The sequence below is a fragment of the Streptomyces sp. NPDC099050 genome, assembly GCF_044759865.1.
Classification (GTDB): Bacteria; Actinomycetota; Actinomycetes; order Streptomycetales; family Streptomycetaceae; genus Streptomyces.
On sequence record NZ_JBIWAE010000007.1, the window covers coordinates 287,799 to 311,122 of the forward strand.

Consider the following 23,324-nt stretch of genomic DNA (forward strand, 5'->3'; position numbering starts at 1 on the left):
TCTCCTCCCTAAGGGGAGGGGATTCCTGGCTCACGTCGGCTGTGGACCTGCGGTCCGTCAGCTCTTACACGATCGGCACCAGCCGGGTTGAGACCGGCCCGGACGAGCATCACGTGTGCGGAGTTCTTGTCCCTGGGGGACACGGCTCCGCACGCGGTGCACGAGTAGGTTCGTTCCGAGAGGGGTAGTGCGTGCTTGGTTCTCGCTCCGCACTGCGCGCAGTCCATGGTGGTGTGCGCGGGGTGGACAAGGTGCACGGCACGGCCGTGCTTGCGGCCCATCTCGATCACGGCCGTCTTCATGCCGCCGATCGCGGCGTCCGCCGCTGTGCGGGCCATGGTGGACTGGGCGAGAAACTTCGCCTTGAAGTCCTCGACGGCGAGCGCATCATGGTCGTGGACCACCTTCTTCGCCCACTTGCGGGCGGTGTCCTGACGCTGCCGGGCGATCTTCTTGTGCACCATCGCGGCCTGCCGCCGCACCTGACGGTAGCCCTTCGACTGGGCCTTGCCCCTGGGTGCGCGGCGGCGGGCCATCATGCGCTGGTAGCGCGCGAGGCGGCCGGCTGCTTTCTGGCCATGTTCGGCGTGGGGCAGGTCGTGGTCGTCGGACGTGGTGGTCGCGATCTCCCTCACCCCCCAGTCGATACCGATCACCGAGCCGGTGGTGGGCAGTGGCTCAGTGGTCGTGGCAACGACGAAGCTTGCGTACCAGTGCCCGAGGCCGTCGCGGTACACACGCACCGACGACGGCGGCCCGGGCAGGTCCCGCGACCACACCACAGTCACCGCGACGCCACCGGCGAGGCAGAGACGCCCGTCCTTCAACCGAAAACCACGCTGCGTGTAGTTGAGCGTCGGGTCCGTCACGTGCTTCTTCTTGTACTTCGGCAACCCGGCGCGCTGCCGCATCGGCAGCCCGGCCTTGACGTCCTTGAGCGCCTTCGCCCGGGACGTGGCGAAGCCGCGGATGATCTGCTGCTGCGCAACGCTGCTGCCCTCACGCAGCCACGCCATCGAGCATCGTGCCCCGGTCAGCAGCCTGTCGAGCTGCGCCGGACCACACGTCACCTTCTCGCCGGCCGTCTTGTTGTGGGCGTGGACCTTTCGGGACATCGCCACGCACTCGTTCCACACCCACCGGCACCGCGCCCACTCCGCCTCAAGACGGGCAAGCGCGGTAGACGACACGCGAAGCCGGAAGGTGTACCGGGCATGCCCGGAATCCCCATCCTCCATCGCTGCAGTCGGCATGCCCCCAACCTAACCGCCCCCACTGACAACGAAAGAGAGTGCAGGTCAGAGCAGATGTGCAACGAACTCCGCCGCTACGCGGCTCCGCCCCAAGGGCCCATTCCTCCCCGGGCTGAAGCCCGGGGCATCCTGGGAGAGATCCGGTGAACTTTGGTCCCGTGACCGGCGGACCCGGCGGCCCGACCGTCTTCGACCCGTACACCCTGCCGTCCGACGACAACGTCAACGCCTACACCTTCTGCGTGGAGCTCAAAGGGAGCCAGTGGTTCCTGCAGAAGGGCAAGATGATCGCCTACTACGGGCGCATCGAGTTCAACGGCATCGGCCACGGCCGGTTCGACCGGCTGCTGCGCACCAGCTTCCATTCGCCGCTGCACGCGAGCGACTGGGTGGTGGCCGAGGGCCAGGGCAAGATGCTGCTGGCCGACCGGGCCTTCGACGTGAACTCGTACGACCTGGACAACGGCAACCTGACCATCCGGTCGGGCAATCTGCTCGCCTACCAGCCCTCGCTTGCGCTGAAGCAGTCGATCGTCCCGGGCTTCCTCACCCTGATCGGGACCGGGAAGTTCGTGGCCGCCTCCAGCGGTCCGGTGGTGTTCATGGAGCCGCCGCTGCGCGTGGACCCGCAGGCGCTGGTGGGATGGGCCGACTGCCCCTCCCCTTGCCACCACTACGACCACGGGTACATGTCGGGCGTGATCGGCGGCCTGCGCTCGCTGACGGGCATCGGGGGTTCCTCCGGCGAGGAGCACCAGTTCGAGTTCGTGGGCGCGGGTACGGTACTGCTCCAGTCATCGGAGATGCTGATGCCGGAGCAGGCGATCGGGGCGGTGGGTCCCGGAGCGGCCACGGGCCACGCGCAGGGCGTGCCCGGACAGGGTCCGGTGGGTCAGAGCGGCGCACCGCGGATGCCGGGGCAGCTGGGTGATCTCCAGAGGCGCTTCGGGCTGTGACGCAGTGCGGCAGTGCCGCTGTGACGCCGAGACGCTGTGACGCTGTGACTGTAGGAAACCTCTCACCTCGCCGTATTTTTGTACGTAATTCAACTTCTTAGGTAGAGTTCTTTCATGGAGACCACCGAGACCGAGACGGCCACCCGCTGGCTGACCGACGCCGAGCAGTGCGCCTGGCGCACCCACCTGGACGTCAGCAGACTGCTGTCGCACCAGCTGGAAAAGGACCTCCAGCCGTTCGGGCTCACCAACAACGACTACGAGATCCTCGTGAACCTCTCCGAATCCGAGGAACACCGGATGCGGATGAGCGATCTCGCGACGTCGACGCTGCAGTCCAAGAGCCGGCTCTCCCACCAGATCACCCGCATGGAAGCGGCGAACCTGGTCCGCCGCGTGAACTGCGAGTCCGACCGCCGCGGCCTCTACGCCGTACTCACGCCCGAGGGCATGGAGACGATGCGCAAGGTCGCCCCGCACCACGTGGCGTCCGTCCGCCGGCACTTCATCGACCTGCTCCCCCCGGAGGCCCTCGCCGCGCTGCGCGCCGCGCTGAACCCCGTAGCCGAGCACCTGCGCGCGGGCCGCGGCAAGGCCTGAGCCCCCGAGCGGCGGACCTCGGCCGCAGGCCGGACAATGGGCGGTAACGCTCGCTCGCCGGCCGCCGCCGAGCAACCGTAAGCGCCATGGCCGGCCTGAGGAGGTCACGCCATGAAGCGCACCCTGTACGTCTCGTCGGCCGCGGCCGCCGCGGTCCTGCTGGTCACCGGGCCGGTGGCGGTCGCCGCCGCGGCCACGGCCGAAGCGGCCGCCGGCAGCGTCTCCGCGCCCCTGCGCGGCGCGGCCGATGCCGAGGGGGCCGCCGCGGCGGCCCTCAAGAGCCACCCCGGAGTCATCGAGTCCCTCGACAAGGACGGCTCGGTCTGGCATGTGAACGTGATCGGCAAGGACGGCAGCGACGCGGAGCTGCTCGTCACCGCGGCCACGGGAGCGGTCACCGTCGAGAACGCGGACCAGAACGACGACGACGGGGACGAGGACGCCGCCCTGGTCGCCGCGAAGGTCACCGCGCAGCAGGCCATGAAGGCCGCGGTCGCGGCCCATCCCGGTCAGGTCTGGTCGGTGCAGTGGGACGACGATGACGACAACAACAAGACCTACTGGGACGTGGAGGTCAAGTCCGGGGGCACCACGACGAACGTCCACGTGGACCCCACGTCCGGCAAGGCCACCGTCTCCCACTCGGACAACGACACCAACGAGAACGAGAACGACAACAACGGCAACGGCTAGGGCCCGCCCGGGCCCCCGCGCACGGAAGCCGCACCCCGTGGACCGGGTGCGGCTTCCGTGTGTGGTCTGTGCTCACGGTCAGGCGTTGGGACGCTTTCCGTGGTTGGCCTTCTTCTTCTTGCGGGCTCGCTTCTTGTTGCCGCGCTTCGCCATGAAACCTCCCTGCGTTGGGGCATTCCGGGCGTTCGCCAGTCTATGACCGGCCCGCGGGCTCCGCATCCGGTTCCGCCGGTTCCACCGGTTCCACCGGATCCGCCTATTGCGCCGGTTCCGCCGGATCCGCCGCTTCCGTCAGCGTCGCCAGCAGCGCGTCCGAGGCCGCGTACGGATCCAGCTCGCCCGCCGCCACCCGCCCGGCCAGCGCGTCCAGGCGGGCGTCGCCGTGCACGTCGGCCAGCCGGGCCCGCAGCGCGGTGATCGCGATGGTCTCCACCTCGCGCGCGGCCCGTGCCGTACGCCGCTGCGCCAGCACCCCGCGCTCGTCCATCCACGCCCGGTGCTTCTCCAGCGCCTCGACCAGCTCGTCGATGCCCGTACCGCGCGCCGCGACCGTCTTCACGATCGGCGGCCGCCAGTCGCCCTTGCCCCGGGACTCCCCCAGGCTCAGCATGTGGTTCAGCTCCCGGGCGGTGGCGTCCGCGCCGTCCCGGTCGGCCTTGTTCACCACGTAGACGTCGCCGATCTCCAGGATGCCGGCCTTCGCGGCCTGGATCCCGTCGCCCATCCCGGGGGCCAGCAGCACCACCGAGGTGTCCGCCTGCGCAGCGATCTCCACCTCCGACTGCCCGACCCCGACGGTCTCGACCAGGATCACCTCGCAGCCGGCCGCGTCCAGCACCCGGATCGCTTGCGGGGCGGCCCAGGCGAGTCCGCCCAGGTGGCCGCGGGTGGCCATGGAGCGGATGTAGACCCCCGGGTCGGAGGCGTGGTCCGACATCCGCACCCGGTCGCCCAGCAGCGCGCCCCCGCTGAACGGCGAGGACGGGTCGACGGCCAGGACGCCGACCCGCTTGCCGGCCTGCCGGTACGCGGAGACCAGCGCCGAAGTGGTCGTGGACTTGCCTACGCCCGGGGAGCCGGTGAGGCCCACCACGTACGCGGTGCCGGTGAGCGGCGCCAGCGCCGCCATCACCTCGCGCAGCTGCGGGGACGCCCCCTCGACCAGCGAGATCAGCCGGGCGACCGCTCGCGGCCTGCCCTCACGGGCCTGGGCCACCAGCTGGGGGACGTCCACCGCCGTCATACGTGCTGCGCTCCTTCATTCTCGCGGGTCTCGTACGGAATACGGGCAAGGGTGCGGGCGGCCCGCCGGCCGCCCGTCCCCCTACGGGACGCGGACGATCAGGGCGTCGCCCTGGCCGCCGCCACCGCACAGGGCGGCCGCGCCGATCCCGCCGCCGCGGCGCTTGAGCTCCAGCGCCAGGTGCAGCACCACACGGGCGCCGGACATGCCGATCGGGTGACCCAGGGCGATGGCGCCGCCGTTGACGTTCACCTTTTCCGGGGTCACTCCGAGGTCCTTCATCGACTGCACGGCGACCGCCGCGAAGGCCTCGTTGATCTCGATGAGGTCGAGGTCCTCGACGCCGAGGCCCTCCTTCTTCAGGGCGTGCAGGATCGCGTTGGAGGGCTGCGACTGGAGCGAGTTGTCCGGGCCCGCCACATTGCCGTGGGCGCCGATCTCGGCGAGCCACTCCAGGCCCAGCTCCTCGGCCTTGGCCTTGCTCATCACGACCACGGCGGCGGCGCCGTCGGAGATCTGCGAGGAGGTGCCGGCCGTGATGGTGCCGTCCTTGGCGAAGGCGGGACGCAGCTTGCCGAGGGATTCGACCGTGGTCTCGGCCCGGATGCCCTCGTCCTGCGAGAACACCACCGGCTCGCCCTTGCGCTGCGGGATCTTGACCGGGGCGATCTCGGCCTCGAAGATGCCGTTCTTCTGCGCGGCGGCGGCGCGCTGGTGGGAGGTGGCCGCGAAGGCGTCCTGGGGGGCTCGCTCGATGCCCAGACGGGTGTTGTGCGTCTCGGTGGACAGGCCCATCGGGATGTTCTCGAAGGCGTCGGTGAGACCGTCGTAGGCCATCGCGTCGAGCATTTCGATGGCGCCGTACTTGAAGCCCTCGCGGGACTTCGGCAGCAGGTGCGGGGCGTTGGTCATGGACTCCTGACCGCCCGCGACCACGATGTCGAACTCCCCGGCGCGGATGAGCTGGTCGGCCAGGGCGATGGCGTCGAGGCCCGACAGGCACACCTTGTTGATGGTGAGCGCGGGCACGTTCATCGGGATCCCGCCCTTGACGGCGGCCTGGCGGGCGGGGATCTGGCCCGCTCCGGCCTGCAGCACCTGGCCCATGATCACGTACTGGACCTGGTCGCCGGTGATACCGGCCCGTTCCAGAGCGGACTTGATGGCGAAGCCGCCGAGGTCGGCACCCGAGAAGGACTTCAGCGAGCCGAGCAGTCGCCCCATGGGCGTGCGGGCCCCGGCGACGATCACTGACGTGGTGTTGTTCGTTCCGGACATGGAGCACAGCCCCTTGAAGATGAGGAGTGAACGAGGGTTTACCCGAATGTACTGAGCGGTACCCGTGCCGTCACCGGCACGTCAGTGTGATCGCGCGCACGTTGCGTAACCGCTCCGCTGGCGCTGCACTGTGTCCATGCTGACAAGAATCGACCACATCGGGATCGCCTGCTTCGACCTGGACAAGACGGTTGAGTTCTACCGTGCCACGTACGGCTTCGAGGTGTTCCACTCCGAGGTCAATGAGGAGCAGGGCGTCCGCGAGGCCATGCTCAAGATCAACGAGACCTCCGACGGCGGAGCCTCGTACATCCAGCTCCTGGAGCCCACCCGCGAGGATTCCGCGGTCGGCAAGTGGCTGGCCAAGAACGGCGAGGGCGTCCACCACATCGCCTTCGGCACCGAGGACGTCCAGGGCGACTCGGAGGCCATCCGCGGCAAGGGCGTCCGCGTCCTCTACGACCAGCCCCGCACCGGCTCGATGGGCTCCTCGATCACCTTCCTGCACCCCAAGGACTGCCACGGCGTCCTCACCGAACTGGTCACGAGCGGCCCCGAGCACTGATGTCCCGTTTCCCCGGCCGGTAGAGTGGCTTTGGCTCGGCCGGGGTTCGGTGCGGGGACGGGGTCGGGGCCTGTATCGCCCGACCCGGGATCTGACACCATTCCCCGGGGGCGTCGTTCAGCGGGCGGACGGCGCTCGTTTGGGATCGGGCTTGCGACCAGGGGACGGATGGGACCGCGCTGTGCGGGGCTACGAAAGCCAGGAGAGCCATCAGGCCGAGGCCGACCATCTCTCGCGCTTCGAAGCCGAGATGGAGCGGCTGAAGAAGGAACGCGGGAAGGCCGTCCAGCACGCCGATGACCTGGGGTACCAGGTCGAGGTGCTGCGCGCCAAGCTCCACGAGGTACGCCGCAACCTGGCGTCCCGCCCCGCCTACGACGGCGCGGACATGGGGTACCAGGCGGAGCAGCTGCTCCGCAATGCCCAGATCCAGGCCGACCAGATGCGTTCCGACGCCGAGCGCGAACTGCGCGACGTACGGGCGCAGACCCAGCGCATCCTCCAGGAGCACGCCGAGCACCAGGCGCGGCTCCAGGCCGAGCTGCACGCCGAGGCCGTCAACCGCCGCCAGCGCCTGGACCAGGAGCTGAGCGAGCGCCGCCAGACGGTGGAAGCCCACGTCAACGAGAACGTGGCTTGGGCCGAGCAGTTGCGCGCCCGCACCGAGGCCCAGGCCCGCCGGCTCATGGACGAGTCCCGCGTCGAGGCCGAACAGACCCTGAACACCGCCCGCGCCGAAGCCGCCCGGGTCGCCTCGGAGGCCAGCCGCCGGCTCGCCTCGGAGAACGAATCCGCCCGCGCCGAAGCCGAATCGACGCTGCTGCGCGCCCGCAAGGAGGCCGAGCGGCTGCTGACCGCCGCCTCCGCGCAGGCCCAGGAGGCCACCGAGCACGCGGAGCGGCTGCGCTCCACCACCTCCGCGGAGGCCGAGCAGACCCGTCGCCAGACGATGGACCTGGGCCGGGTCGCCGAACAGCGCGCCCAGGAGGCCGAGGGGGCCCTGCGCGAGGCCCGCGCGGCCGCGGAGAAGCTGCTCGCGGAGGCCAAGGAGAGCGCCGCGCGGCAGCTCGCCTCGGCGGAGTCCGTCAACGAGCAGCGCACCCGTACGGCCAAGGAGCAGGTGGCCCGCCTGGTCGGCGAGGCCAACAAGGAGTCCGAGGCCCTCAAGGCCGAGGCCGAGCAGGCGCTCGCCGACGCCCGTGCGCAGACCGAGCGGCTGCGCAAGGAGGCCGGCGAGCAGGCCCGTACCGCGGCGGCCGAGGACACCGCGGCCCAGCTGGCGAAGGCGGCCCGCACCGCCGAGGAGGTCCTGAACAAGGCCTCGGAGGACGCCCGCGCCACCACCCGGGCGGCGTCCGAGGAGGCCGAGCGGATCCGCGGCGAGGCCGAGGCGGAGGCCGAGCGGCTGCGCGCCCAGGCCGCGGCCACGGCCGATGAGCTCAAGGGCGCCGCGAAGGACGACACGGAGGAGTACCGGGCCCGTACGGTCGAACTCCAGGAGGAGGCCCGCCGGCTGCGCGGCGAGGCCGAGCAGCTGCGCGCGGAGGCCGTCGCCGAGGGCGAGCGGATCCGCGGCGAGGCCCGCCGCGAGGCGGTCCAGCAGATCGAGGAGGCGGCCCGCACCGCCGAGGAGCTGCTGGGCAAGTCCCGGGCCGACGCCGACGAGGTGCGTTCCGCGGCGAACACCGAGGGCGAGCGGGTCCGCGGCGAGGCCGTCGAGCGGGCCACCACCCTGCGGAGGCAGGCCGAGGAGACCCTGGAGCGGACCCGCGCCGAGGCCGAGCGGCTGCGCGCCGAGGCCGAGGAGGAAGCCGAGTCGGTACGCGCCGAGGCGGACGCCGCGGCGGCCCTGCGGCGCGAGGAGACCGAGCGGGCGCTGGCGGCGAAGCGGGCGGAGGCCGACGAGGAGCTCGTCCGGCTGCACACCGACGCCGAGGGACGCCTGACGGCCGCCGAGCAGACGCTGCGCGACGCCCGGGCGGCCGCCGAGAACATCCGCAAGGAGACCACCGAGGAGAGCGACCGGCTCCGCGCGGAGTCGGCCGAGCGGATCCGCACGCTGCGGGCGCAGTCGGAGGCGGAGGCCGAGGCGCTGCGCACCGACGCCGCCGAGGACGCCGGCCGGGTCCGCGCGGAGGCCGAGCAGGCCGCGGTACGGCTGACCGGCGAGGCCGAGGCGGAAGCGGAGCGGCTGCGCTCCGAGGCACAGGAGACCGCGGACCGGCTGCGTGCGGAGGCCAAGGCCGCCGCCGAGCGCGTCGCGCAGGAGGCCGCCGAGGCGCTGGCCGCCGCCCAGGAGGAGGCCGCCCGGCGCCGCCGGGAGTCCGAGGAGACCCTGGCTTCGGCGCGTACGGATGCGGAGAGCGAGCGGGCGCAGGCCAGGGAGGAGAGCGAGGAGCTCCTCGCCCAGGCCCGCAAGCGGTCCGAGGAGGCCACGGCCGAGGCCGTCTGGCTCACCGAGGAGGCCGAGCGGCGCGCGTCCGAGGTGGTCGCGGCGGCCGAGGCCACCGCCCAGCAGGTGCGCGAAGCCGTGGCCGGGCTGCACGAGCAGGCCGAGGAAGAGGTCGCGGGGCTGCGCAGCGCGGCCGAACACGCGGCGGAGCGTACGAAGACGGAGGCCGAGGAGGAGTCCGGCCGGGTCCGTGCCGACGCGTACGCGGAGCGGGAGCGGGCCACCGAGGACGCCAATCGGATCCGCAGCGAGGCGCGCACGGAGACGGACGCGGCGAAGGAACTGGCCGCGCGCACGGTCGGCGACGCCATCGCCGAGGCCGAGCAGCTGCGCACGGACACGGCGGAGTACGCGCAGCGGGTGCGCACGGAGGCCACCGACGCGCTGGCCGCCTCCGAGCGCGACGCGGCCCGTACGAAGGCCGACGCCCGGGACGATGCCAACCGGATCCGCGGCGAGGCCGCGGAGTCCCTGGCGGCCGCCCGCGCCGAGGGCGGCCGGATCGTGGCGGAGGCCACGGCCGAGGCGGAGCGCCGCGCCGAGGAGACCCGCGCGGCGGGCGAAGCCACGGTCGCCGCGGCCGCCGCGGAGGCGGCGCGGCTCACGGCCGAGGCCGAGGCGGCCGCCGAGGCGGCCCGCGGCGAGGCCGCGGGCACGCTGGACGAGGCCCGCTCCGAGGCGAACCGGCTGCGCACGGAGGCGGCCGAGCAGGCGGACCGCCTGATCACCGAGGCGGCGGCGGAGGCCGAGCGGCTCACCGAGGAGACCCGTGCGGCGAACGCGCTGACCGTCGGGGAGGCCGAGGCCGCGGCCGAGGCGCTGCGGGCCGAGGCGGCCGCCACCCTGGACGCGGCGAAGGCGGAGGCCGAGCGGCTCACGGAGCAGGCCGCGCAGACGCTGGCCGGGGCCGAGCGGGACGCGACCGGGATCCTCATCGACGCGCGCACCGAGGGCGACCGGCTCGTCGAGGAGACGCGCACGGCCAACGAGGCCACCGTCGGCGAGGCCACGGCGGAGGCCGACCGGCTGCGCGCCGAGGCGGCGCGCACGCTGGACGACGCCCGCGCGGAGGGCGGCCGGATCATCGGCGAGGCCACCGCGGAGGCGGACCGGGTCACGGTCGCGGCGAACGAGACCCTGGCCGGCGCCGAGCGGGAGTCCGAGCGGACCCTCGACGAGGCGCGCGCCGAGGCGGGCCGGGTCCGTACCGAGGCCGCCGAGCAGGCGGACCACCTGATCGGCGAGGCCGTCGCGGAAGCGGACCGGCTCACCGAGCAGACCCGCCAGGACACCGAGCGCACGGTCGGCGAAGCGGCGAACGAGGCCGAGCGGCTGCGCGCCGAGGCGTCCGAGGCGCTGTCCTCGGCGCAGGAGCACGCGACCCGCACCCGGTCCGAGGCCGAGCGGGTCAAGGCCGAGGCCGCCACCGAGGCGGAGCGGATCCGTACCGAGGCGCGCACCGCGTCGGAGCGGGTGCTGGACGAGGCCCGCGAAGAGGCCAACAAGCGCCGCAGCGAGGCCGCGACCCAGGTCGACCGGCTCATCACGGAGGCCTCCTCGGAGGCCGAGAAGCTCACCGGGGACGCGCAGAAGCAGGCACTGGCCGCCACGACGGCGGCCGAGGAGCAGGCCGACGCGATGGTCGACGCGGCGCGCAAGGAGGCCGCGCGGATCACCTCGGAGGCGACCGTGGAGGGCAACTCCCTGGTGGAGAAGGCCCGTACGGACGCCAATGAACTGCTGGTCGGAGCGCGCAGCGACGCCGCGGCCATAAGGGACCGGGCGGAGGAGCTGCGCGGCCGCGTCGAGGCGGAGGTCGAGGAGCTGCACGAGCGGGCCCGCCGGGAGTCGGCCGAGCAGATGAAGTCGGCCGGCGAGCGCGTGGACAAACTGGTGCGTGCGGCGACCGAGCAGAGCGTCGAGGCCGACGCGAAGGCCAAGGAGCTGGTGTCGGACGCGAGCAGCGAGGCGAGCAAGGTCCGCATCGCCGCGGTGCGCAAGGCGGAGGCGCTGCTCAAGGAGGCCGAGCAGAAGAAGGCCGAGCTGGTGCGGGTCGCCGAGGGCAAGCTCGCGGAGGCGACGGCGGAGGCCGAGCGGCTCGTCGAGGAGGGCCGGCGCGAGCTGGAGGTCCTCGTGCGCAGGCGCGAGGACATTCAGGCGGAGATCTCCCGTGTCCAGGACGTTCTTGAGGCGTTGGAATCATTCGAGGCGCCTTCGGGTGGCGCAAAGCCCGGGGTCGGCGGCCAGGGCGCGGGGGGCGTGAAGGCCGGTGCGACAGCGGGTTCCACTCGATCGGGTGGCAAGACATCAGAGGGCTAGTCAGCGCACTGGACTCTGTGCTCCTGATGGAGGTTCAGGCGAACGAGTGACAAGCATTCTGTCGCCTTGCCACTCAAAAGGGGTGTCATTGTCCAGATCAAACGCGGATTGACTCGATGACTCGCCGTCTTGGCGCCTAGGATTCCCCTTAACACCTAACACCCCGCGTAGCACCTCATCGGTCTCATTCGACAGGAACCCCATGAGCGACACATCCTCCCCCTTCGGCTTCGAGCTCGTGCGGCGTGGTTACGACCGCGGTCAGGTGGACGACCGCATCACCAAGCTGGTCTCCGACCGTGACAGCGCCCTCGGACGTATCAACTCTCTGGAAAAGCGGATCGAGGAGTTGCACCTCGAGACGCAGAACGCCCAGGCTCAGGTGAACGACGCCGAGCCGTCGTACGCCGGCCTCGGCGCCCGGGTCGAGAAGATCCTGCGCCTGGCCGAGGAGGAGGCGAAGGACCTCCGTGAGGAGGCCCGTCGCGCGGCCGAGCAGCACCGCGAGCTCGCCGAGTCGGCCGCCCAGCAGGTGCGCAACGACGCCGAGTCGTTCGCCTCCGACCGGAAGTCGACCGCCGAGGACGAAGGCGTCCGGATCGTCGAGAAGGCCAAGGGCGACGCCGCTTCGCTGCGCACCGAGGCCCAGAAGGACGCGGCCTCCAAGCGCGAGGAGGCCGACGCGCTCTTCGAAGAGACCCGCGCCAAGGCCGCCCAGGCCGCCGCGGACTTCGAGACCAACCTGGCCAAGCGCCGCGAGCAGTCCGAGCGTGACCTGGCGGGCCGTCAGGCCAAGGCCGAGAAGCGTCTCGCGGAGATCGAGCACCGCGCGGAGCAGCTGCGCCTGGAGGCCGAGAAGCTCCGTACGGACGCCGAGCGCCGCGCCCGCCAGACCGTGGAGACCGCGCAGCGCCAGGCCGAGGACATCGTGGCCGACGCCAACGCCAAGGCCGACCGGATCCGCAGCGAGTCCGAGCGCGAGCTGGCGGCGCTCACCAACCGCCGCGACTCGATCAACGCGCAGCTCACCAACGTCCGCGAGATGCTGGCGACGCTGACGGGTGCCGCGGTCGCCGCCGCCTCCGCGCCGATCGACGACGAGCCGGTCACCCGCGGCGTTCCGGCGCAGCAGAGCCGCTAGTCGCTCGTCGCCGGGCGCAGTCACCGGTTGCAGTCGCCGGTTGCAGTCGCAGTCGCAGTCGCAGTCGCAGGAAGGTTGCCGGAAGGCGACAATCCGCTTCGACACCGAGGGCCCTTCGTCACCCGTGAGAGGTGGCGTAGGGCCCTCGGGCGTTCTAGCGTGGCGGAATGATCGAGCTTGAGGGCCTTACGAAACGATTCGGCGCGAAGACCGCCGTCAACAACCTCAGCTTCCAGGTCAGACCGGGGGTGGTCACCGGCTTCCTCGGCCCCAACGGGGCGGGGAAGTCCACGACCATGCGCATGATGCTCGACCTCGACAATCCGACCAGCGGTACGGTCCGGATCGACGGGAAGCACTACCGGGACCTGCCGGAGCCGCTGAAGTACATCGGGGCACTGCTGGACGCGAAGGCGATGAACGGCGGCCGCAGCGCGTACAACAACCTGCTCTGCCTCGCCCAGTCGAACCGGATCCCGCGCAGCCGGGTCTCCGAGGTGCTGGACCTGGTCGGCCTGACGGCCGTGGCGAAGAAGAAGTCGAAGGGATTCTCCCTGGGCATGGGCCAGCGGCTCGGCATCGCCTCCGCGCTGCTCGGCGACCCGGAGATCCTGATGTTCGACGAGCCGTCAATGGTCTGGACCCGGAGGGAATTCTCTGGATCCGCAATCTGATGAAGGGGCTCGCGGCGGAGGGAAGGACGATCTTCGTTTCTTCCCACCTGATGAGCGAAATGGCCCTGACCGCAGAACATTTGGTCGTCATCGGACAGGGAAAGCTGCTCGCCGACCTGTCCATGGCCGATTTCATCCAGCAGAACTCCCGCAGTTACGTGCGCGTCCGCACTCCGCAGCAGGAACGGCTGAAGGACGTCCTGCACGAGGCCGGAATCGACGCGATCAGCGTCCCGGCCACGGGCGCCCTGGAGATCGACGGCGTGGAGTCGGAGCGGCTCGGCGAACTGGCCGCCCAGCACCAGATCGTGCTGCACGAACTCAGCCCGCAGCGGGCTTCACTGGAGGAAGCGTTCATGCGCATGACGGCGGACTCCGTCGAGTACCACGCCCACGCACCGGGGGCGGGCGGGCTCCCGCCGGCACCCGGCATGGCACTGGACAATCCGGCCCGGCCCGCCGACGTACCCGCGTGGGGCGCCGGCTTCGAGGCGAAGCGCAAGGGCGGCGAGTGATCATGGCCTTCTCCGCCGTCCTCCAGTCCGAGTGGACCAAGATCCGCACGGTCGCCTCCACCAGCTGGACCCTCGCCCTCGCCTTCCTCGTCACCGTCGGTCTCGGCGCCGGATTCGCCGCCCTGGTCAACGCGACCTTCGGCGACCTGAGCGAGACCGAACAGGCCACCTTCGACCCCACCCTGCTGAGCTTCACCGGCATGCAGTTCGGCCAGCTGGCCATGATCGTCTTCGGCGTGATGGTCGTCAGCACCGAGTACAGCTCGGGCATGATCCGCACCTCGCTGGCCGCCGTGCCGCGGCGCGGCGGTTTCCTGGCGGGCAAGTTCGCCGTGGCCACGGCGCTGGCCCTGGTGGTCGGGCTGCTGACCAGCTTCGTGTCCTTCTTCCTCGGCCAGGCGATCCTGGGCGACCGCAGCATCGGCATCGGCGAGGAGAACGTCCTGCGGGCGGTCACCGGCGCCGGCGTGTACATGGCCCTGCTCGCCCTGTTCTCCATGGGCGTGGCCACCATGCTGCGCAGCTCGGTCGCCTCGATCAGCATCCTGATCCCGTTCTTCCTGATCGTCTCGAACGTCCTGAGCGGTTTCGAGACGACCCGCAAGTTCGGCCAGTACCTGCCCGACAAGGCCGGATCCAAGATCATGCAGGTCGTACCGGAAGCCATGGGCAGCCCGGAAACCCCCTACGGCCCGTGGGGCGGCCTCGGGATCATGCTCCTGTGGGTGGCCGCCTCGGTCATCGGCGGTTACCTGGTCCTCAAAAAGAGGGACGCCTGACGTACTACGGGGGATCCCCGGGTCGATTCTCAGGGGTAGCTCAGGGTCTGGGACGACGTGGAACCGCAAGGGACTGGATATCCTCTTAACCCTTACGCGGGGAGAGTCGTCCCGGCCTGGCAAGGGGCAGCAAAGATGATCGAGGCAGTCGGCCTGACCAAGCGCTTCGGCGCGAAGACCGCTGTCGACGACCTTTCCTTCCAGGTCAAGCCCGGTCACGTGACGGGATTCCTGGGGCCCAACGGCTCCGGGAAGTCCTCCACCATGCGCATGATCGTCGGCCTGGACCGGCCCACCGCCGGCCGGGTCACGATCAACGGCCTGCCCTTCCGCGAGCTCCCGAACGCCCAGCGGCACGTCGGGGCCCTGCTCGACGCCCAGGCCGTCCACGGCGGCCGCCGGGCCCGCACCCATCTGCTGTCGATCGCCCAGCTCTCCGGGATCCCGGAGAAGCGGGTGGACGAGGTGCTGGGCGTCGTCGGCCTCCAGGACGTGGCCCGGCAGCGCGCCAAGGGCTTCTCGCTCGGCATGGGCCAGCGGCTCGGCATCGCGACCGCCCTGCTCGGCGACCCCCAGGTGCTCCTCTTCGACGAGCCGGTCAACGGACTCGACCCCGAGGGCATCCTCTGGGTCCGCAATCTGATGCGCCGGCTCGCCTCCGAGGGCCGCACCGTCTTCGTCTCCTCGCACCTCATGAGCGAGATGGCGCTGACCGCCGACCACCTGATCGTGATCGGCCGGGGCCGGCTGCTCGCCGACATGGGCACCCAGGACTTCATCACCCACAACTCGGCCGGATTCGCCCGGGTCCGCACGGCCGACACCGAACCCGGCGGGTGGGACACCCTCGGCTCCGTCCTGACCAGGGCGGGCGGCCGGGTCCTGCGGGAGCCCGACGGGGCGCTGCGGGTGACCGGGCTGGAGCTGCCGCGGATCTCCGACCTCGCGCACGCGGCCGGCGTACGGCTGTGGGAGCTGTCGCCGCACCGGGCCTCGCTGGAGGAGGCGTACATGCGGATGACCCAGTCCTCCGTCGAGTACACCTCCACCGAGGACCCGCGCAACGAGCTCTGGGAGCCCGAACCGATGAGCGTGCCGAACTGGGACGGGGAAGAGGCTTCCGAGACCCTCCCGGTCCCGCAGGCGGGCTTCTTCGCTCCCCCGCCGCCCGGGACCGGCGGCCGGCCGTTCCTGATGCCCGGCAGCCCCGGCGAGCTCGCCGGCCCCGCGACCGCTCCCGGGAGCGGAGCCGACCCCGGCGCCACGCGCTCCCCCGACCCCGTGCGCACCCCCGCGCAGAAGCCCGAGGACTCCCGATGAACGCCCCGACGACCGCGACGGCCGGGGAGCGGGGCCCGGCGGGCAATGCCTCGCCGCTGCCGACCCCCCGGCCGCACCTGGGGCACGCGCTGGCCTCGGAGTGGACGAAACTGACCTCGGTGCGCTCCACGATGTGGACGCTCGGCTCGCTGGTGCTGCTCGTCGTCGGCATCGGCGGCCTGGTCATCGTGCAGACCAGCTCCCTGGACTACGAGCAGATGCCGTTCATCGCCCCCGCCCTGTTCGGGCTGCTGGTCGGCCAGCTCGCGGTGATGGTGCTCGGGGTGCTGACGATCACCTCCGAGTACGGCACCGGACTGGTCCGCACCACCTTCACGGCGGCCCCCGACCGGTACCGGGTGCTCACCGCGAAGTACCTCGTCTTCGGCCTCACCGCGTTCCTCACCACGGCAGGGTCGGTCTGCCTGGTGGGACTGACCGCGTCGATCCTGCGCGACGGCCCCGGCGCCGGGCCGCACCCGCCCTCCGAGTGGGCCTCCGGGCTCGTGGGCAGCCTGTACGTCACCCTGCTCGGCGTACTGGCCCTGGCGGTCGGAGCGCTGGTGCGGCACTCGGCGGGCGCGATCGCCGTGATGCTCGGCGTCGTCACGCTGCCGCCGGTGATAGGGGCGGTGCTCAGCATGTGGGAGGCGGTCGCCCCGGTCGGCCGGACCCTGATCCAGTACAACGCGCCGGTGGCGATGATGTCGCTGTTCGGCATGCCGACCGAGGGCTCCGACCCGGCGGCCGCCGGCACCGCGATCCCGGGCAGCCTGAGCCACATGGCGCTGATCCTCGTGGTGACCGGCGCCGCGGTCGCCGCCTCGTACGTGGTGGTCGGCCGCCGGGACGTCTAGTACGGCAGCCTTCGCCGGCGTCGGCTAGTACTTGGGAGCGTTGCGTGACCGCTGCACCTTGGAGGTGCGGCGGTCCTTCGCGTTCCAGCAGGCCTTGTGCCAGTGCCGGCGGTCGTCGACCCCGCCGTACTCGGGCCAGGCCACCAGGTGCGGGGTGCCGGAGGGGATCTCCTGGTCGCAGCCGGGGCAGCGGTAGCGCTTGCCCGCGGCGCTCGCGCCCGCGACGTGCCGGACCTTCCAGTCCTCGCCCTGGTACTCCTCCGTGCGCTCCAGACCGTACCGGTCCAGACCGCCCGCTGCCGGGCCCGAGCCCTGGCCCGAACGATCGGCTGGATTCTCGCCGCCCCTGGGGCGGTTGTGGCGCGGTGACACGTATACCTCACGGATGGGCGGACGGCGGTGACTTTCTCCCAGACTACGCGCAGCGAGACCGGGTACCCGCAGGGTGGCCGAAGGCCGACCACGGTGCGGGAAAGCCGGTTGGCGCGACTGGCCTGACAATCCCAATAACTTTCCGGTCAGGCCGTGCCTTTGGCACGTGTCAGACGTTGTTGCCGATGAGGAAAACGGTCCGCCTGGGGGAGGCCGCGTCAGCCGCGAGGAGGCAAAAGGCGATGCGCGTAGGAGCATTTGTACTGGCGGCCCAGTTCCCGGGCCAGGGACAGGGCGAAGCACTGCACCGGGCGGTGCGGACCGCCGAGGTGGCCGAGGAGGCCGGACTCGACTCGGTCTGGCTCGCCGAGCACCACTTCGTCCCGTACGGGGTCTGTCCGTCCGCGGTGACGCTGGCGGCCCTGATGCTGGGCCGCACCCGGCGGCTGCGCGTGGGCACCGCGGTGAGCGTGCTGCCGAGCACCCACCCGGTGGCCCTGGGCGAGCAGGCGGCCCTGCTGCACCTGACCTCGGAGGGGCGGTTCACCCTGGGGGTGGGCCGGGGTGGTCCCTGGGTGGACCTGGAGGTCTTCGGCGGCGGGCTCGACGCGTACGAGAACCGCTTCCCGGAGGACCTGGACCTGCTGCGGCGCTGGCTGGCCGAGCCGCGCGTGGGGACGCCGGCAGGGACGGGGGCCGCGGCCGGCGGCCGGTACGGCTTCCGCGAAGTGGCCGTCGTACCGCGCGCTTCGGAGGCGCTGCACGGGGACGGGACAGGGCCGGAACTGATCGTCGCCTGCACCTCCCCCGGCTCCGTACGGACGGCCGCGGAGCGCGGACTGCCCATGCTGCTGGGCATGCACTGCGGGGACGAGGACAAGGCCGCCATGGTCGAACTGTGGCGGCGCACGGCGCGGGCCGCGGGACATTCGCCGGAGGCGGGTCACGTATCGGCCGGGGTCTGCCAGCTGGCGGACCGGACGGCGGACGCCCGCGAAACGCTGCTGAAGGCGATGCCGGGCTGGCTCAGGCAGGGTCTGGACGCGCACGTCACGGTGGACGGACGGGAGCGGGCGATGCGGGACCCGGTCGCGTACACCGAGCTCCTGTGCGATCTGCATCCCGTGGGCACACCGGAGCTGGCGGCGGACCGGCTGGCGGCCACGTCGGAGCGTACGGGCATCACGCGGTTCGCCCTGCTGACGGAGGGATCGGGTGATCTCGCCTCGACCGAGGAGAACGTCCGGCGCCTCGGCGCCGAGGTGCTGCCCCGGCTCGGCTGAGAGACCAGGGCTGCCGCTCCGTTGGCACCGGAGCGGCAGCGAGGTACCGGTCGTACGGTGGTACGGCGGTGCGGAGTGCGGTCGTACGGAGGTGCGGTCGTGCGGGTCGTACCGGTGGAACCGGCGGAACCGGTCGTGCGGATCTTCCTGCTAACAGTCGCGCATTTCGGGCGACTGGTTGAGCAGCTGACCACGGATCGAAGTGAACTTGGCCAGCCGGTCGTCCACCGAGGAATCCAGCGGGAACACCGCTACCCGGTGGCAGTTCTGGAATGCCAGGCGCACTCCGAAGTGGCGTTGCAGCGCACCCCGTATCGCGTCACTCGCGAGGGCGCGAAGCAGCTGGCCACGCGCCTGCTCGTCGGGCGGCGGCGTCTGGTTGTCGGCGAACTGTCCGCCGTCCACCTTGAGCTGGGCCACCAGCGAGCTGATCATCTCCCATGCGTAGGGCAGGGAGGTCCGGACGCAGTCGACGAAAGCGGCTTCGTCGACCTCGCCTCGCTCGGCCTGTTCGAGTAGGGCCGGTGAGACGTCGAGCGACATGGGTTCTCCTCTCGCGACTCCGGCCGATTGGGTTGCCGGAGCCTTACGGGCAGGGAGGGAGATCGCGACGCAGTGTGCACGCTTCGCAACCTCCCGCTCACCACGGTAGGCGCCCGGTGGGTACCGCACCAGGAGAATGCGCATACAACGCGCCATCCGCGAACGGGGCTTTCGGGGGCGAATCGCGTGCAGGGCTTCTCGTCGAGTAGCGTTGCCGACCATGCGTCTCGTCATTGCCCGCTGCTCCGTCGATTACGCGGGCCGGCTCACCGCCCATCTGCCCTCGGCACCCCGTCTGATCCTCGTGAAGGCCGACGGCAGTGTCTCGATCCACGCGGACGACCGAGCGTACAAACCGCTCAACTGGATGTCGCCGCCGTGCACCCTCAAGGAGGGGAGCGGTGATGACGCCGGCGTCTGGACCGTCGTCAACAAGGCGGGCGAGAAGCTCATCATCACCATGGAGGAAGTCCTCCACGACTCCTCGCACGAGCTGGGCATCGACCCGGGTCTGATCAAGGACGGCGTCGAGGCCCACCTGCAGGAGCTCTTGGCCGACCGGATCGAGACCCTCGGCGAGGGCTACACGCTGATCCGCCGCGAGTACATGACCGCGATCGGACCCGTCGACATCCTGTGCCGGGACGCCTCCGGCGCGACGGTGGCCGTGGAGATCAAGCGGCGCGGCGAGATCGACGGCGTGGAACAGCTCACGCGCTACCTGGAGCTGCTGAACCGCGACCCGCACCTGGCGCCGGTCAAGGGCGTCTTCGCCGCCCAGGAGATCAAGCCCCAGGCCCGCGTCCTGGCGAACGACCGCGGCATGGACTGCGTCGTCCTCGACTACAACGCGATGCGCGGCATCGAGGACGACAAGCTCCGCCTGTTCTAGGTCGTCTCTTTCGGATCTTGCCGGGCCGACGGGCCGTCAGGGGGTCGCGGTCTCCGTTTCGCCCTCGGCGTCCGTGGGGGGCTTCGGCTTCGGCGGCACGATCGTCGGCTCCGTGTGCGTGGGAGACGGCGTCACGGACGCGGACGCGGAGCCGGACGGGCTCGGGGAAGCCGGCGGGCTGCTCACCGGCGGGGCCGAGCTCGACACCGGCGGCGAAGGCGGTACCACCGAGCTCGACGCCGACGGAGTCGGCGTCGGGGTCGGCGTCGCCGAGGGGGACTTGCTCGGCGGCGGGGTCGTACCCGGTGCCTGCGACGTCGGGGACGAGGCCTCAGGCTCCGGCGAGGGATCGCTGCCGCTCGGATCCGCCGTACTCGGCTGCGGCTGCGCCTCCTCCGGGCTCGGCGCCGTGGAGACCGCCGGCGCCTGCGCGGGCGGCTCCTTCTCGTCGGTGGTCATCGCCAGGGCGACCACCGTGCCCAGCACCACGACGGTCACCGCCCCGGCGGCGGCCAGCAGCAGCGGCTTGCGGCCGGGCTTCGGCTTCGGCTCGGGCAGCGCCCTGGGCGCCGGGGCCGACTCGGGAGTGAGGGGGAAGGCGTCCTCGAACACCTCGGCCAGGGTCGCGGGCGCGACGGAACCCGGCGGCGCCACCGCGGGCACGACCGTCGTGAAGGCGTCCGGAGCCCGCACCGCCGCGCGCTCGGGTCCGGGGACGGCCTCGGAACCCGCCGCGGGCAGGGCGGCGAGGGCCTTCGACAGGGTCGCCGGAGTCACGGGAGCCGAGGGCACCACCGGAGCGGACGCCACCCCGGCGGCACTACGAGCCCCACGAGCCCCGGGAACCGACGGCGTCCCGGCAGCACCGGCAGCCAACGAGCCCCCCGTGAGACCGGAACCACCGGCCGCGCCGGAAACACCGGCAGCGCCAGCAGCAGCGCCAGCAGCCAACGGGCCGCCCGCGACACCAGAACCACCGGCGAGGCCAGCCGCACCAGCCGCACCAGCCGCCAACGCGCTGCCCGCCACACCGGAAACACCACCGGCACCGGGACCGCCAGGAGACCGCGGCGCCGCGGCGCCCCCGGCGGACCCGGGACCGAAGGGAGACCCCGGAGCTCCGAGAAGGGCGGGAAACTGCGGCTTGGGGCCGGTCTGGGGAAGCCCGGGAGGCCCAGGGATCCCGGGAAGGCCGGAAAGTCCGGCAGCCAGTGGAGTTCCGGCAGGCCCAGGAGCCGCCGGCACACCCGGAGCACCGGGAACCGGGAGGACGCCCGCGACACCCGGCGCCCCCGAGCCCGGCTGACCCGGCCCAGCCTGAGCAGGCCCCGCGGTCACCGCCGGCGGAGCCAGTCGCAGGGGCGGCGAGACCTGGGTCTCCGCCGCTTCCCGGTCGGTGACCAGGGCCAGCGCCCGCCGGCCCGCCACGGTCCCCCGCTTGTCGGCCAGCGCGCCGCGCAGCCCGGTCGAGGCCTCCAGCTCGGCCCGTGCCCGGTCGAGCCGCCCCTCGCACAGGGCCAGTACGCCCAGCTCGTGGTGGAAGTACGCCTGCTCCGCGACCTCGCCGGCCTTCCTCGCGGCCTCCGCGCCCGCGCGCAGCACCCGCTCCCAGGCCTCCCAGTGCAGCGAGGCGGCGAACGCCGGGGCCGCCGTCCGCGCCAGCAGTACCGCGGCCACGACATCGGCACCGGCCAGCGCCGCGAGCACCGCGTCGGCCTCCGCCGCGATCCGCTCGGGGCTGGCGGAGGTGTGCCCGGTCCACCATGCGTAGTGCCGGGCGGCCGTACGGGCCTCCTCGGCCGCGGTGTCCCCGTATCCGATCTCCTCCAGCTGCCGCGCGACCCCGGCGGCCAGCTGGTAGCGGGTCCCGACGGGCGTCAGCAGCCCGCAGTCGAGCAGCTCGGTGACGGCCGTGTCGGCGTGCGTGTCGCCGACCAGCGCGGGCAGGTGCGTGTGGTGCGGCAGTTCCCCGCCCAGCGCGCAGGCGATGCGCAGCGCGGCCCGCGCCGACTCGCTGACGCGTGAGGCGAGCAGTTCCGCCGGGGCGGCGCCCTCGGCCAGCGTCGGCAGCGGCACGAAGACGGTGGCGCGCGGCTTCTCCTCGAAGACGCCGGGCTCGTCGTCCTCGCCGGCCCCGCCGTCCCCGCCGGCGTGGCCGGTGCGGTTGAGTGCGTCGCGCTGTCGCAGCAGGGCGGCGGCCTGGACGAAGCGCAGGGGCAGCCCCTCGGAGGCGAAGCTCAGGTCCCCCGCCCAGGCTGTTTCCTGGTCGGTCAGCGCCCGGCCGGTGCCCGCTTCGAGCAGGGCCACGCAGTCGGCGCGGGACAGCCCGCCGAGGAAGACCTCTTCGAGGTGCGAGTCGTCGGAGGGGGCCTTGGTATCGGGGGTGGCGGCCAGCAGGTACGCGCACTCGGGCGTGGCCCGCAACAGGTCGTCGAGGGCGGTGCCGCCCATCTCGAGGTCGTCGATCACGACGACGGCCCCTATCTCCGCCACCCGGGCGAGGAGTCCGGCCCGGTCGGGGCGTTCGGCCGGAGCCTCGTACACGGTGGCGTAGAGCGCCTGGAGCAGTTCGCCGGGCTGCTGGTGGCCCTGTGCGCAGAGGCGTACGACGCCGTCGGGCGCGAGGTCCGCGCAGGCGTCGGCGACCGCGTCGAGCAGCGCCGTGCGCCCGGATCCGGACGGACCGGTCAGTCGTACGGAGCGGCCGCGCGCGAGGAGGCGTACGAGGCGCTCGCGCTCCTCCTCCCGGCCCAGCAGGGTCCGCGAACCGGCCGCTGCGCCCGGCGGTACGGGCGGCCGCACGGCGGCCGCCGCGGAGGCGCGGGCGGCGGGGGTGCGCTTGACGGGCGTGGGGGCGGGTTCGCCGCCGGGGCGGTGCGTCCGGACGATCTCGCTGCCGTCGACGGGGTTCACGGTGAGGGTGAAGTCCCCGGAGGTCAGCGTCACCACGCGCGCGGGCGGCTCCACCGGATCGGCCTGCCCCCGTGTGCTGCTGCGGTCCATGACCAAGTCCCCCGATCGCGCCGTGCGCCGTCGTATCGCCCGGCCTTCGCTCACGCCGCTGTCGCTAGTGGTCCGGTTTCCGCCCGAACCCTAGACCGTGCCCGGTGGGGCGTGAACCGCAGGGGTGCCTTCACCACCGGACCGTTACGTTTGCGCGGGCCCTGTGGAGCGGGGCACACGTCCTCCGCATCCGGGCCCCGTCCGGACCCGCTTCCGGACGGCGTACGGGGGTCACGCGCGCGGCAGCGACTCCGCTTCCAGCCCGCCCTCGATCGCGAGGATCCGGTGCAGCCGGGTGGCCACGAGCAGCCGCTGCATCTGGGGCGGGACTCCGCGCAGGACGAGCCGCCGGCCGGTCCGGCCGGCCCTGCGGTGGGCGCCCATGATCACGCCGAGGCCCGTCGCGTCCCAGGAGTCGAGCCCGGTGAGGTCCAGCACGAGGTCGCCGTGACCGTCGTCGAGGGCGGTGTGCAGGACCGTACGGGCGTCCGCCGCGCTGCGCACGTCGAGGCGACCCCCGACTGCGAGTTCGGCGTGGTCGCCCCTGATGTGCATGTGTACTCCCGGCAGCGCGGTACTGATTGCG

At 72.2% G+C, this 23,324-nt stretch carries 19 protein-coding genes and 1 pseudogene; 12 read left to right on the plus strand and 8 right to left on the minus strand.

The features are described 5' to 3' along the window. Positions 1-8: 8 nt before the first annotated feature. On the minus strand, positions 9-1,253 hold the full coding sequence (locus tag ACIQV3_RS15105; protein WP_403712825.1) for an RNA-guided endonuclease InsQ/TnpB family protein: 1,245 nt from the start codon (positions 1,251-1,253) through the stop codon (positions 9-11). Positions 1,254-1,411: 158 nt separating this feature from the next. Between ACIQV3_RS15105 and ACIQV3_RS15110 the strand changes: the two genes are divergently transcribed. From ACIQV3_RS15110 to ACIQV3_RS15120, 3 genes are all read left to right on the plus strand, one after another. Beyond that, on the plus strand, positions 1,412-2,209 hold the full coding sequence (locus ACIQV3_RS15110) for an AIM24 family protein (protein WP_403712892.1): 798 nt from the start codon (positions 1,412-1,414) through the stop codon (positions 2,207-2,209). Between the two features lie 114 nt (positions 2,210-2,323). Beyond that, the gene (locus ACIQV3_RS15115) at positions 2,324-2,809 is read left to right on the plus strand and encodes a MarR family winged helix-turn-helix transcriptional regulator (protein ID WP_403712826.1); all 486 of its coding nucleotides are present in this window, start codon (positions 2,324-2,326) and stop codon (positions 2,807-2,809) included. 111 nt (positions 2,810-2,920) lie between these two features. Then, on the plus strand, positions 2,921-3,502 hold the full coding sequence (locus ACIQV3_RS15120; RefSeq protein ID WP_403712827.1) for a PepSY domain-containing protein: 582 nt from the start codon (positions 2,921-2,923) through the stop codon (positions 3,500-3,502). A 78-nt stretch (positions 3,503-3,580) separates the two neighbouring features. Here the strand turns inward: ACIQV3_RS15120 and ACIQV3_RS15125 are convergent, their stop codons facing one another. The 3 genes from ACIQV3_RS15125 to ACIQV3_RS15135 form a co-directional block, all read right to left on the minus strand. Next, on the minus strand, positions 3,581-3,655 hold the full coding sequence (locus tag ACIQV3_RS15125; protein ID WP_099895366.1) for a 50S ribosomal protein bL37: 75 nt from the start codon (positions 3,653-3,655) through the stop codon (positions 3,581-3,583). Positions 3,656-3,758: 103 nt separating this feature from the next. Next, positions 3,759-4,745 (minus strand): methylmalonyl Co-A mutase-associated GTPase MeaB, encoded by a 987-nt coding sequence (gene meaB / locus ACIQV3_RS15130; protein ID WP_403712828.1) that lies wholly within the window; start codon positions 4,743-4,745, stop codon positions 3,759-3,761. A gap of 81 nt (positions 4,746-4,826) precedes the next feature. Beyond that, entirely contained in the window at positions 4,827-6,023 is a 1,197-nt protein-coding gene (locus ACIQV3_RS15135) for an acetyl-CoA C-acetyltransferase (protein ID WP_403712829.1), read from the minus strand. A gap of 136 nt (positions 6,024-6,159) precedes the next feature. On the opposite strand from ACIQV3_RS15135, the gene mce reads away from it, so the two are divergent. The 7 genes and pseudogenes from mce (at position 6,160) to ACIQV3_RS15170 (ending at position 16,645) form a co-directional block, all read left to right on the plus strand. Further along, positions 6,160-6,588: a methylmalonyl-CoA epimerase gene (gene mce, locus ACIQV3_RS15140; RefSeq protein WP_403712830.1), complete on the plus strand. Its 429-nt coding sequence runs from the start codon at positions 6,160-6,162 to the stop codon at positions 6,586-6,588. Positions 6,589-6,769: 181 nt separating this feature from the next. Then, positions 6,770-11,359, plus strand: coding sequence for a polarized growth protein Scy (gene scy, locus ACIQV3_RS15145; RefSeq protein ID WP_403712831.1), 4,590 nt, complete (start codon positions 6,770-6,772; stop codon positions 11,357-11,359). A 202-nt stretch (positions 11,360-11,561) separates the two neighbouring features. Further along, positions 11,562-12,500, plus strand: coding sequence for a cellulose-binding protein (locus ACIQV3_RS15150; protein ID WP_403712832.1), 939 nt, complete (start codon positions 11,562-11,564; stop codon positions 12,498-12,500). A gap of 167 nt (positions 12,501-12,667) precedes the next feature. Next, positions 12,668-13,689 (plus strand): annotated as a pseudogene (locus ACIQV3_RS15155) (ATP-binding cassette domain-containing protein). 2 nt (positions 13,690-13,691) lie between these two features. Next, entirely contained in the window at positions 13,692-14,468 is a 777-nt protein-coding gene (locus ACIQV3_RS15160; RefSeq protein ID WP_403712833.1) for an ABC transporter permease, read from the plus strand. 135 nt (positions 14,469-14,603) lie between these two features. Continuing rightward, positions 14,604-15,788 carry an ABC transporter ATP-binding protein gene (locus ACIQV3_RS15165; RefSeq protein ID WP_403712834.1) on the plus strand — a complete coding sequence of 395 codons (1,185 nt, stop codon included), beginning with the start codon at positions 14,604-14,606 and terminating at the stop codon, positions 15,786-15,788. Further along, on the plus strand, positions 15,785-16,645 hold the full coding sequence (locus ACIQV3_RS15170) for an ABC transporter permease (RefSeq protein WP_403712835.1): 861 nt from the start codon (positions 15,785-15,787) through the stop codon (positions 16,643-16,645). Before ACIQV3_RS15165 ends, ACIQV3_RS15170 begins: the two co-directional genes overlap by 4 nt. A 24-nt stretch (positions 16,646-16,669) precedes the next feature. On the opposite strand, the gene ACIQV3_RS15175 is transcribed toward ACIQV3_RS15170, so the two are convergent. Continuing rightward, positions 16,670-17,017, minus strand: a complete 348-nt coding sequence (locus ACIQV3_RS15175) for an ATP/GTP-binding protein (protein WP_403712836.1) — start codon at positions 17,015-17,017, stop codon at positions 16,670-16,672. Positions 17,018-17,259: 242 nt separating this feature from the next. Here ACIQV3_RS15175 and ACIQV3_RS15180 point away from each other — a divergent pair, with 242 nt between their 5' ends. After that, positions 17,260-18,300, plus strand: a complete 1,041-nt coding sequence (locus ACIQV3_RS15180) for an LLM class flavin-dependent oxidoreductase (RefSeq protein ID WP_403712837.1) — start codon at positions 17,260-17,262, stop codon at positions 18,298-18,300. 150 nt (positions 18,301-18,450) lie between these two features. Here ACIQV3_RS15180 and ACIQV3_RS15185 read toward each other — a convergent pair whose 3' ends face one another. After that, positions 18,451-18,843 carry an SCO5389 family protein gene (locus ACIQV3_RS15185; protein WP_243336246.1) on the minus strand — a complete coding sequence of 131 codons (393 nt, stop codon included), beginning with the start codon at positions 18,841-18,843 and terminating at the stop codon, positions 18,451-18,453. A gap of 220 nt (positions 18,844-19,063) precedes the next feature. On the opposite strand from ACIQV3_RS15185, the gene nucS reads away from it, so the two are divergent. Then, the gene (gene nucS, locus ACIQV3_RS15190) at positions 19,064-19,735 is read left to right on the plus strand and encodes an endonuclease NucS (protein WP_266881159.1); all 672 of its coding nucleotides are present in this window, start codon (positions 19,064-19,066) and stop codon (positions 19,733-19,735) included. 36 nt (positions 19,736-19,771) lie between these two features. Here nucS and ACIQV3_RS15195 read toward each other — a convergent pair whose 3' ends face one another. Together ACIQV3_RS15195 and ACIQV3_RS15200 are read right to left on the minus strand one after the other, a co-directional pair. After that, entirely contained in the window at positions 19,772-22,738 is a 2,967-nt protein-coding gene (locus ACIQV3_RS15195) for an ATP-binding protein (protein WP_403712838.1), read from the minus strand. A gap of 231 nt (positions 22,739-22,969) precedes the next feature. Continuing rightward, positions 22,970-23,293 (minus strand): STAS domain-containing protein, encoded by a 324-nt coding sequence (locus ACIQV3_RS15200; protein WP_243336243.1) that lies wholly within the window; start codon positions 23,291-23,293, stop codon positions 22,970-22,972. Between the last annotated feature and the right edge of the window lie 31 nt (positions 23,294-23,324).

What these genes read in the sequence shown, in the direction of transcription:
- ACIQV3_RS15105 (WP_403712825.1), bottom strand. Translation starts at nt 1,253, where the DNA reads ATGCCGACTGCAGCGATGGAGGATGGGGATTCCGGGCATGCCCGGTAC.
- ACIQV3_RS15115 (WP_403712826.1), top strand. Translation starts at nt 2,324, where the DNA reads ATGGAGACCACCGAGACCGAGACGGCCACCCGCTGGCTGACCGACGCC.
- ACIQV3_RS15120 (WP_403712827.1), top strand. Translation starts at nt 2,921, where the DNA reads ATGAAGCGCACCCTGTACGTCTCGTCGGCCGCGGCCGCCGCGGTCCTG.
- meaB (WP_403712828.1), bottom strand. Translation starts at nt 4,745, where the DNA reads ATGACGGCGGTGGACGTCCCCCAGCTGGTGGCCCAGGCCCGTGAGGGC.
- ACIQV3_RS15135 (WP_403712829.1), bottom strand. Translation starts at nt 6,023, where the DNA reads ATGTCCGGAACGAACAACACCACGTCAGTGATCGTCGCCGGGGCCCGC.
- mce (WP_403712830.1), top strand. Translation starts at nt 6,160, where the DNA reads ATGCTGACAAGAATCGACCACATCGGGATCGCCTGCTTCGACCTGGAC.
- ACIQV3_RS15150 (WP_403712832.1), top strand. Translation starts at nt 11,562, where the DNA reads ATGAGCGACACATCCTCCCCCTTCGGCTTCGAGCTCGTGCGGCGTGGT.
- ACIQV3_RS15160 (WP_403712833.1), top strand. Translation starts at nt 13,692, where the DNA reads ATGGCCTTCTCCGCCGTCCTCCAGTCCGAGTGGACCAAGATCCGCACG.
- ACIQV3_RS15165 (WP_403712834.1), top strand. Translation starts at nt 14,604, where the DNA reads ATGATCGAGGCAGTCGGCCTGACCAAGCGCTTCGGCGCGAAGACCGCT.
- ACIQV3_RS15170 (WP_403712835.1), top strand. Translation starts at nt 15,785, where the DNA reads ATGAACGCCCCGACGACCGCGACGGCCGGGGAGCGGGGCCCGGCGGGC.
- ACIQV3_RS15180 (WP_403712837.1), top strand. Translation starts at nt 17,260, where the DNA reads ATGCGCGTAGGAGCATTTGTACTGGCGGCCCAGTTCCCGGGCCAGGGA.
- ACIQV3_RS15185 (WP_243336246.1), bottom strand. Translation starts at nt 18,843, where the DNA reads ATGTCGCTCGACGTCTCACCGGCCCTACTCGAACAGGCCGAGCGAGGC.
- nucS (WP_266881159.1), top strand. Translation starts at nt 19,064, where the DNA reads ATGCGTCTCGTCATTGCCCGCTGCTCCGTCGATTACGCGGGCCGGCTC.
- ACIQV3_RS15195 (WP_403712838.1), bottom strand. Translation starts at nt 22,738, where the DNA reads ATGGACCGCAGCAGCACACGGGGGCAGGCCGATCCGGTGGAGCCGCCC.
- ACIQV3_RS15200 (WP_243336243.1), bottom strand. Translation starts at nt 23,293, where the DNA reads ATGCACATCAGGGGCGACCACGCCGAACTCGCAGTCGGGGGTCGCCTC.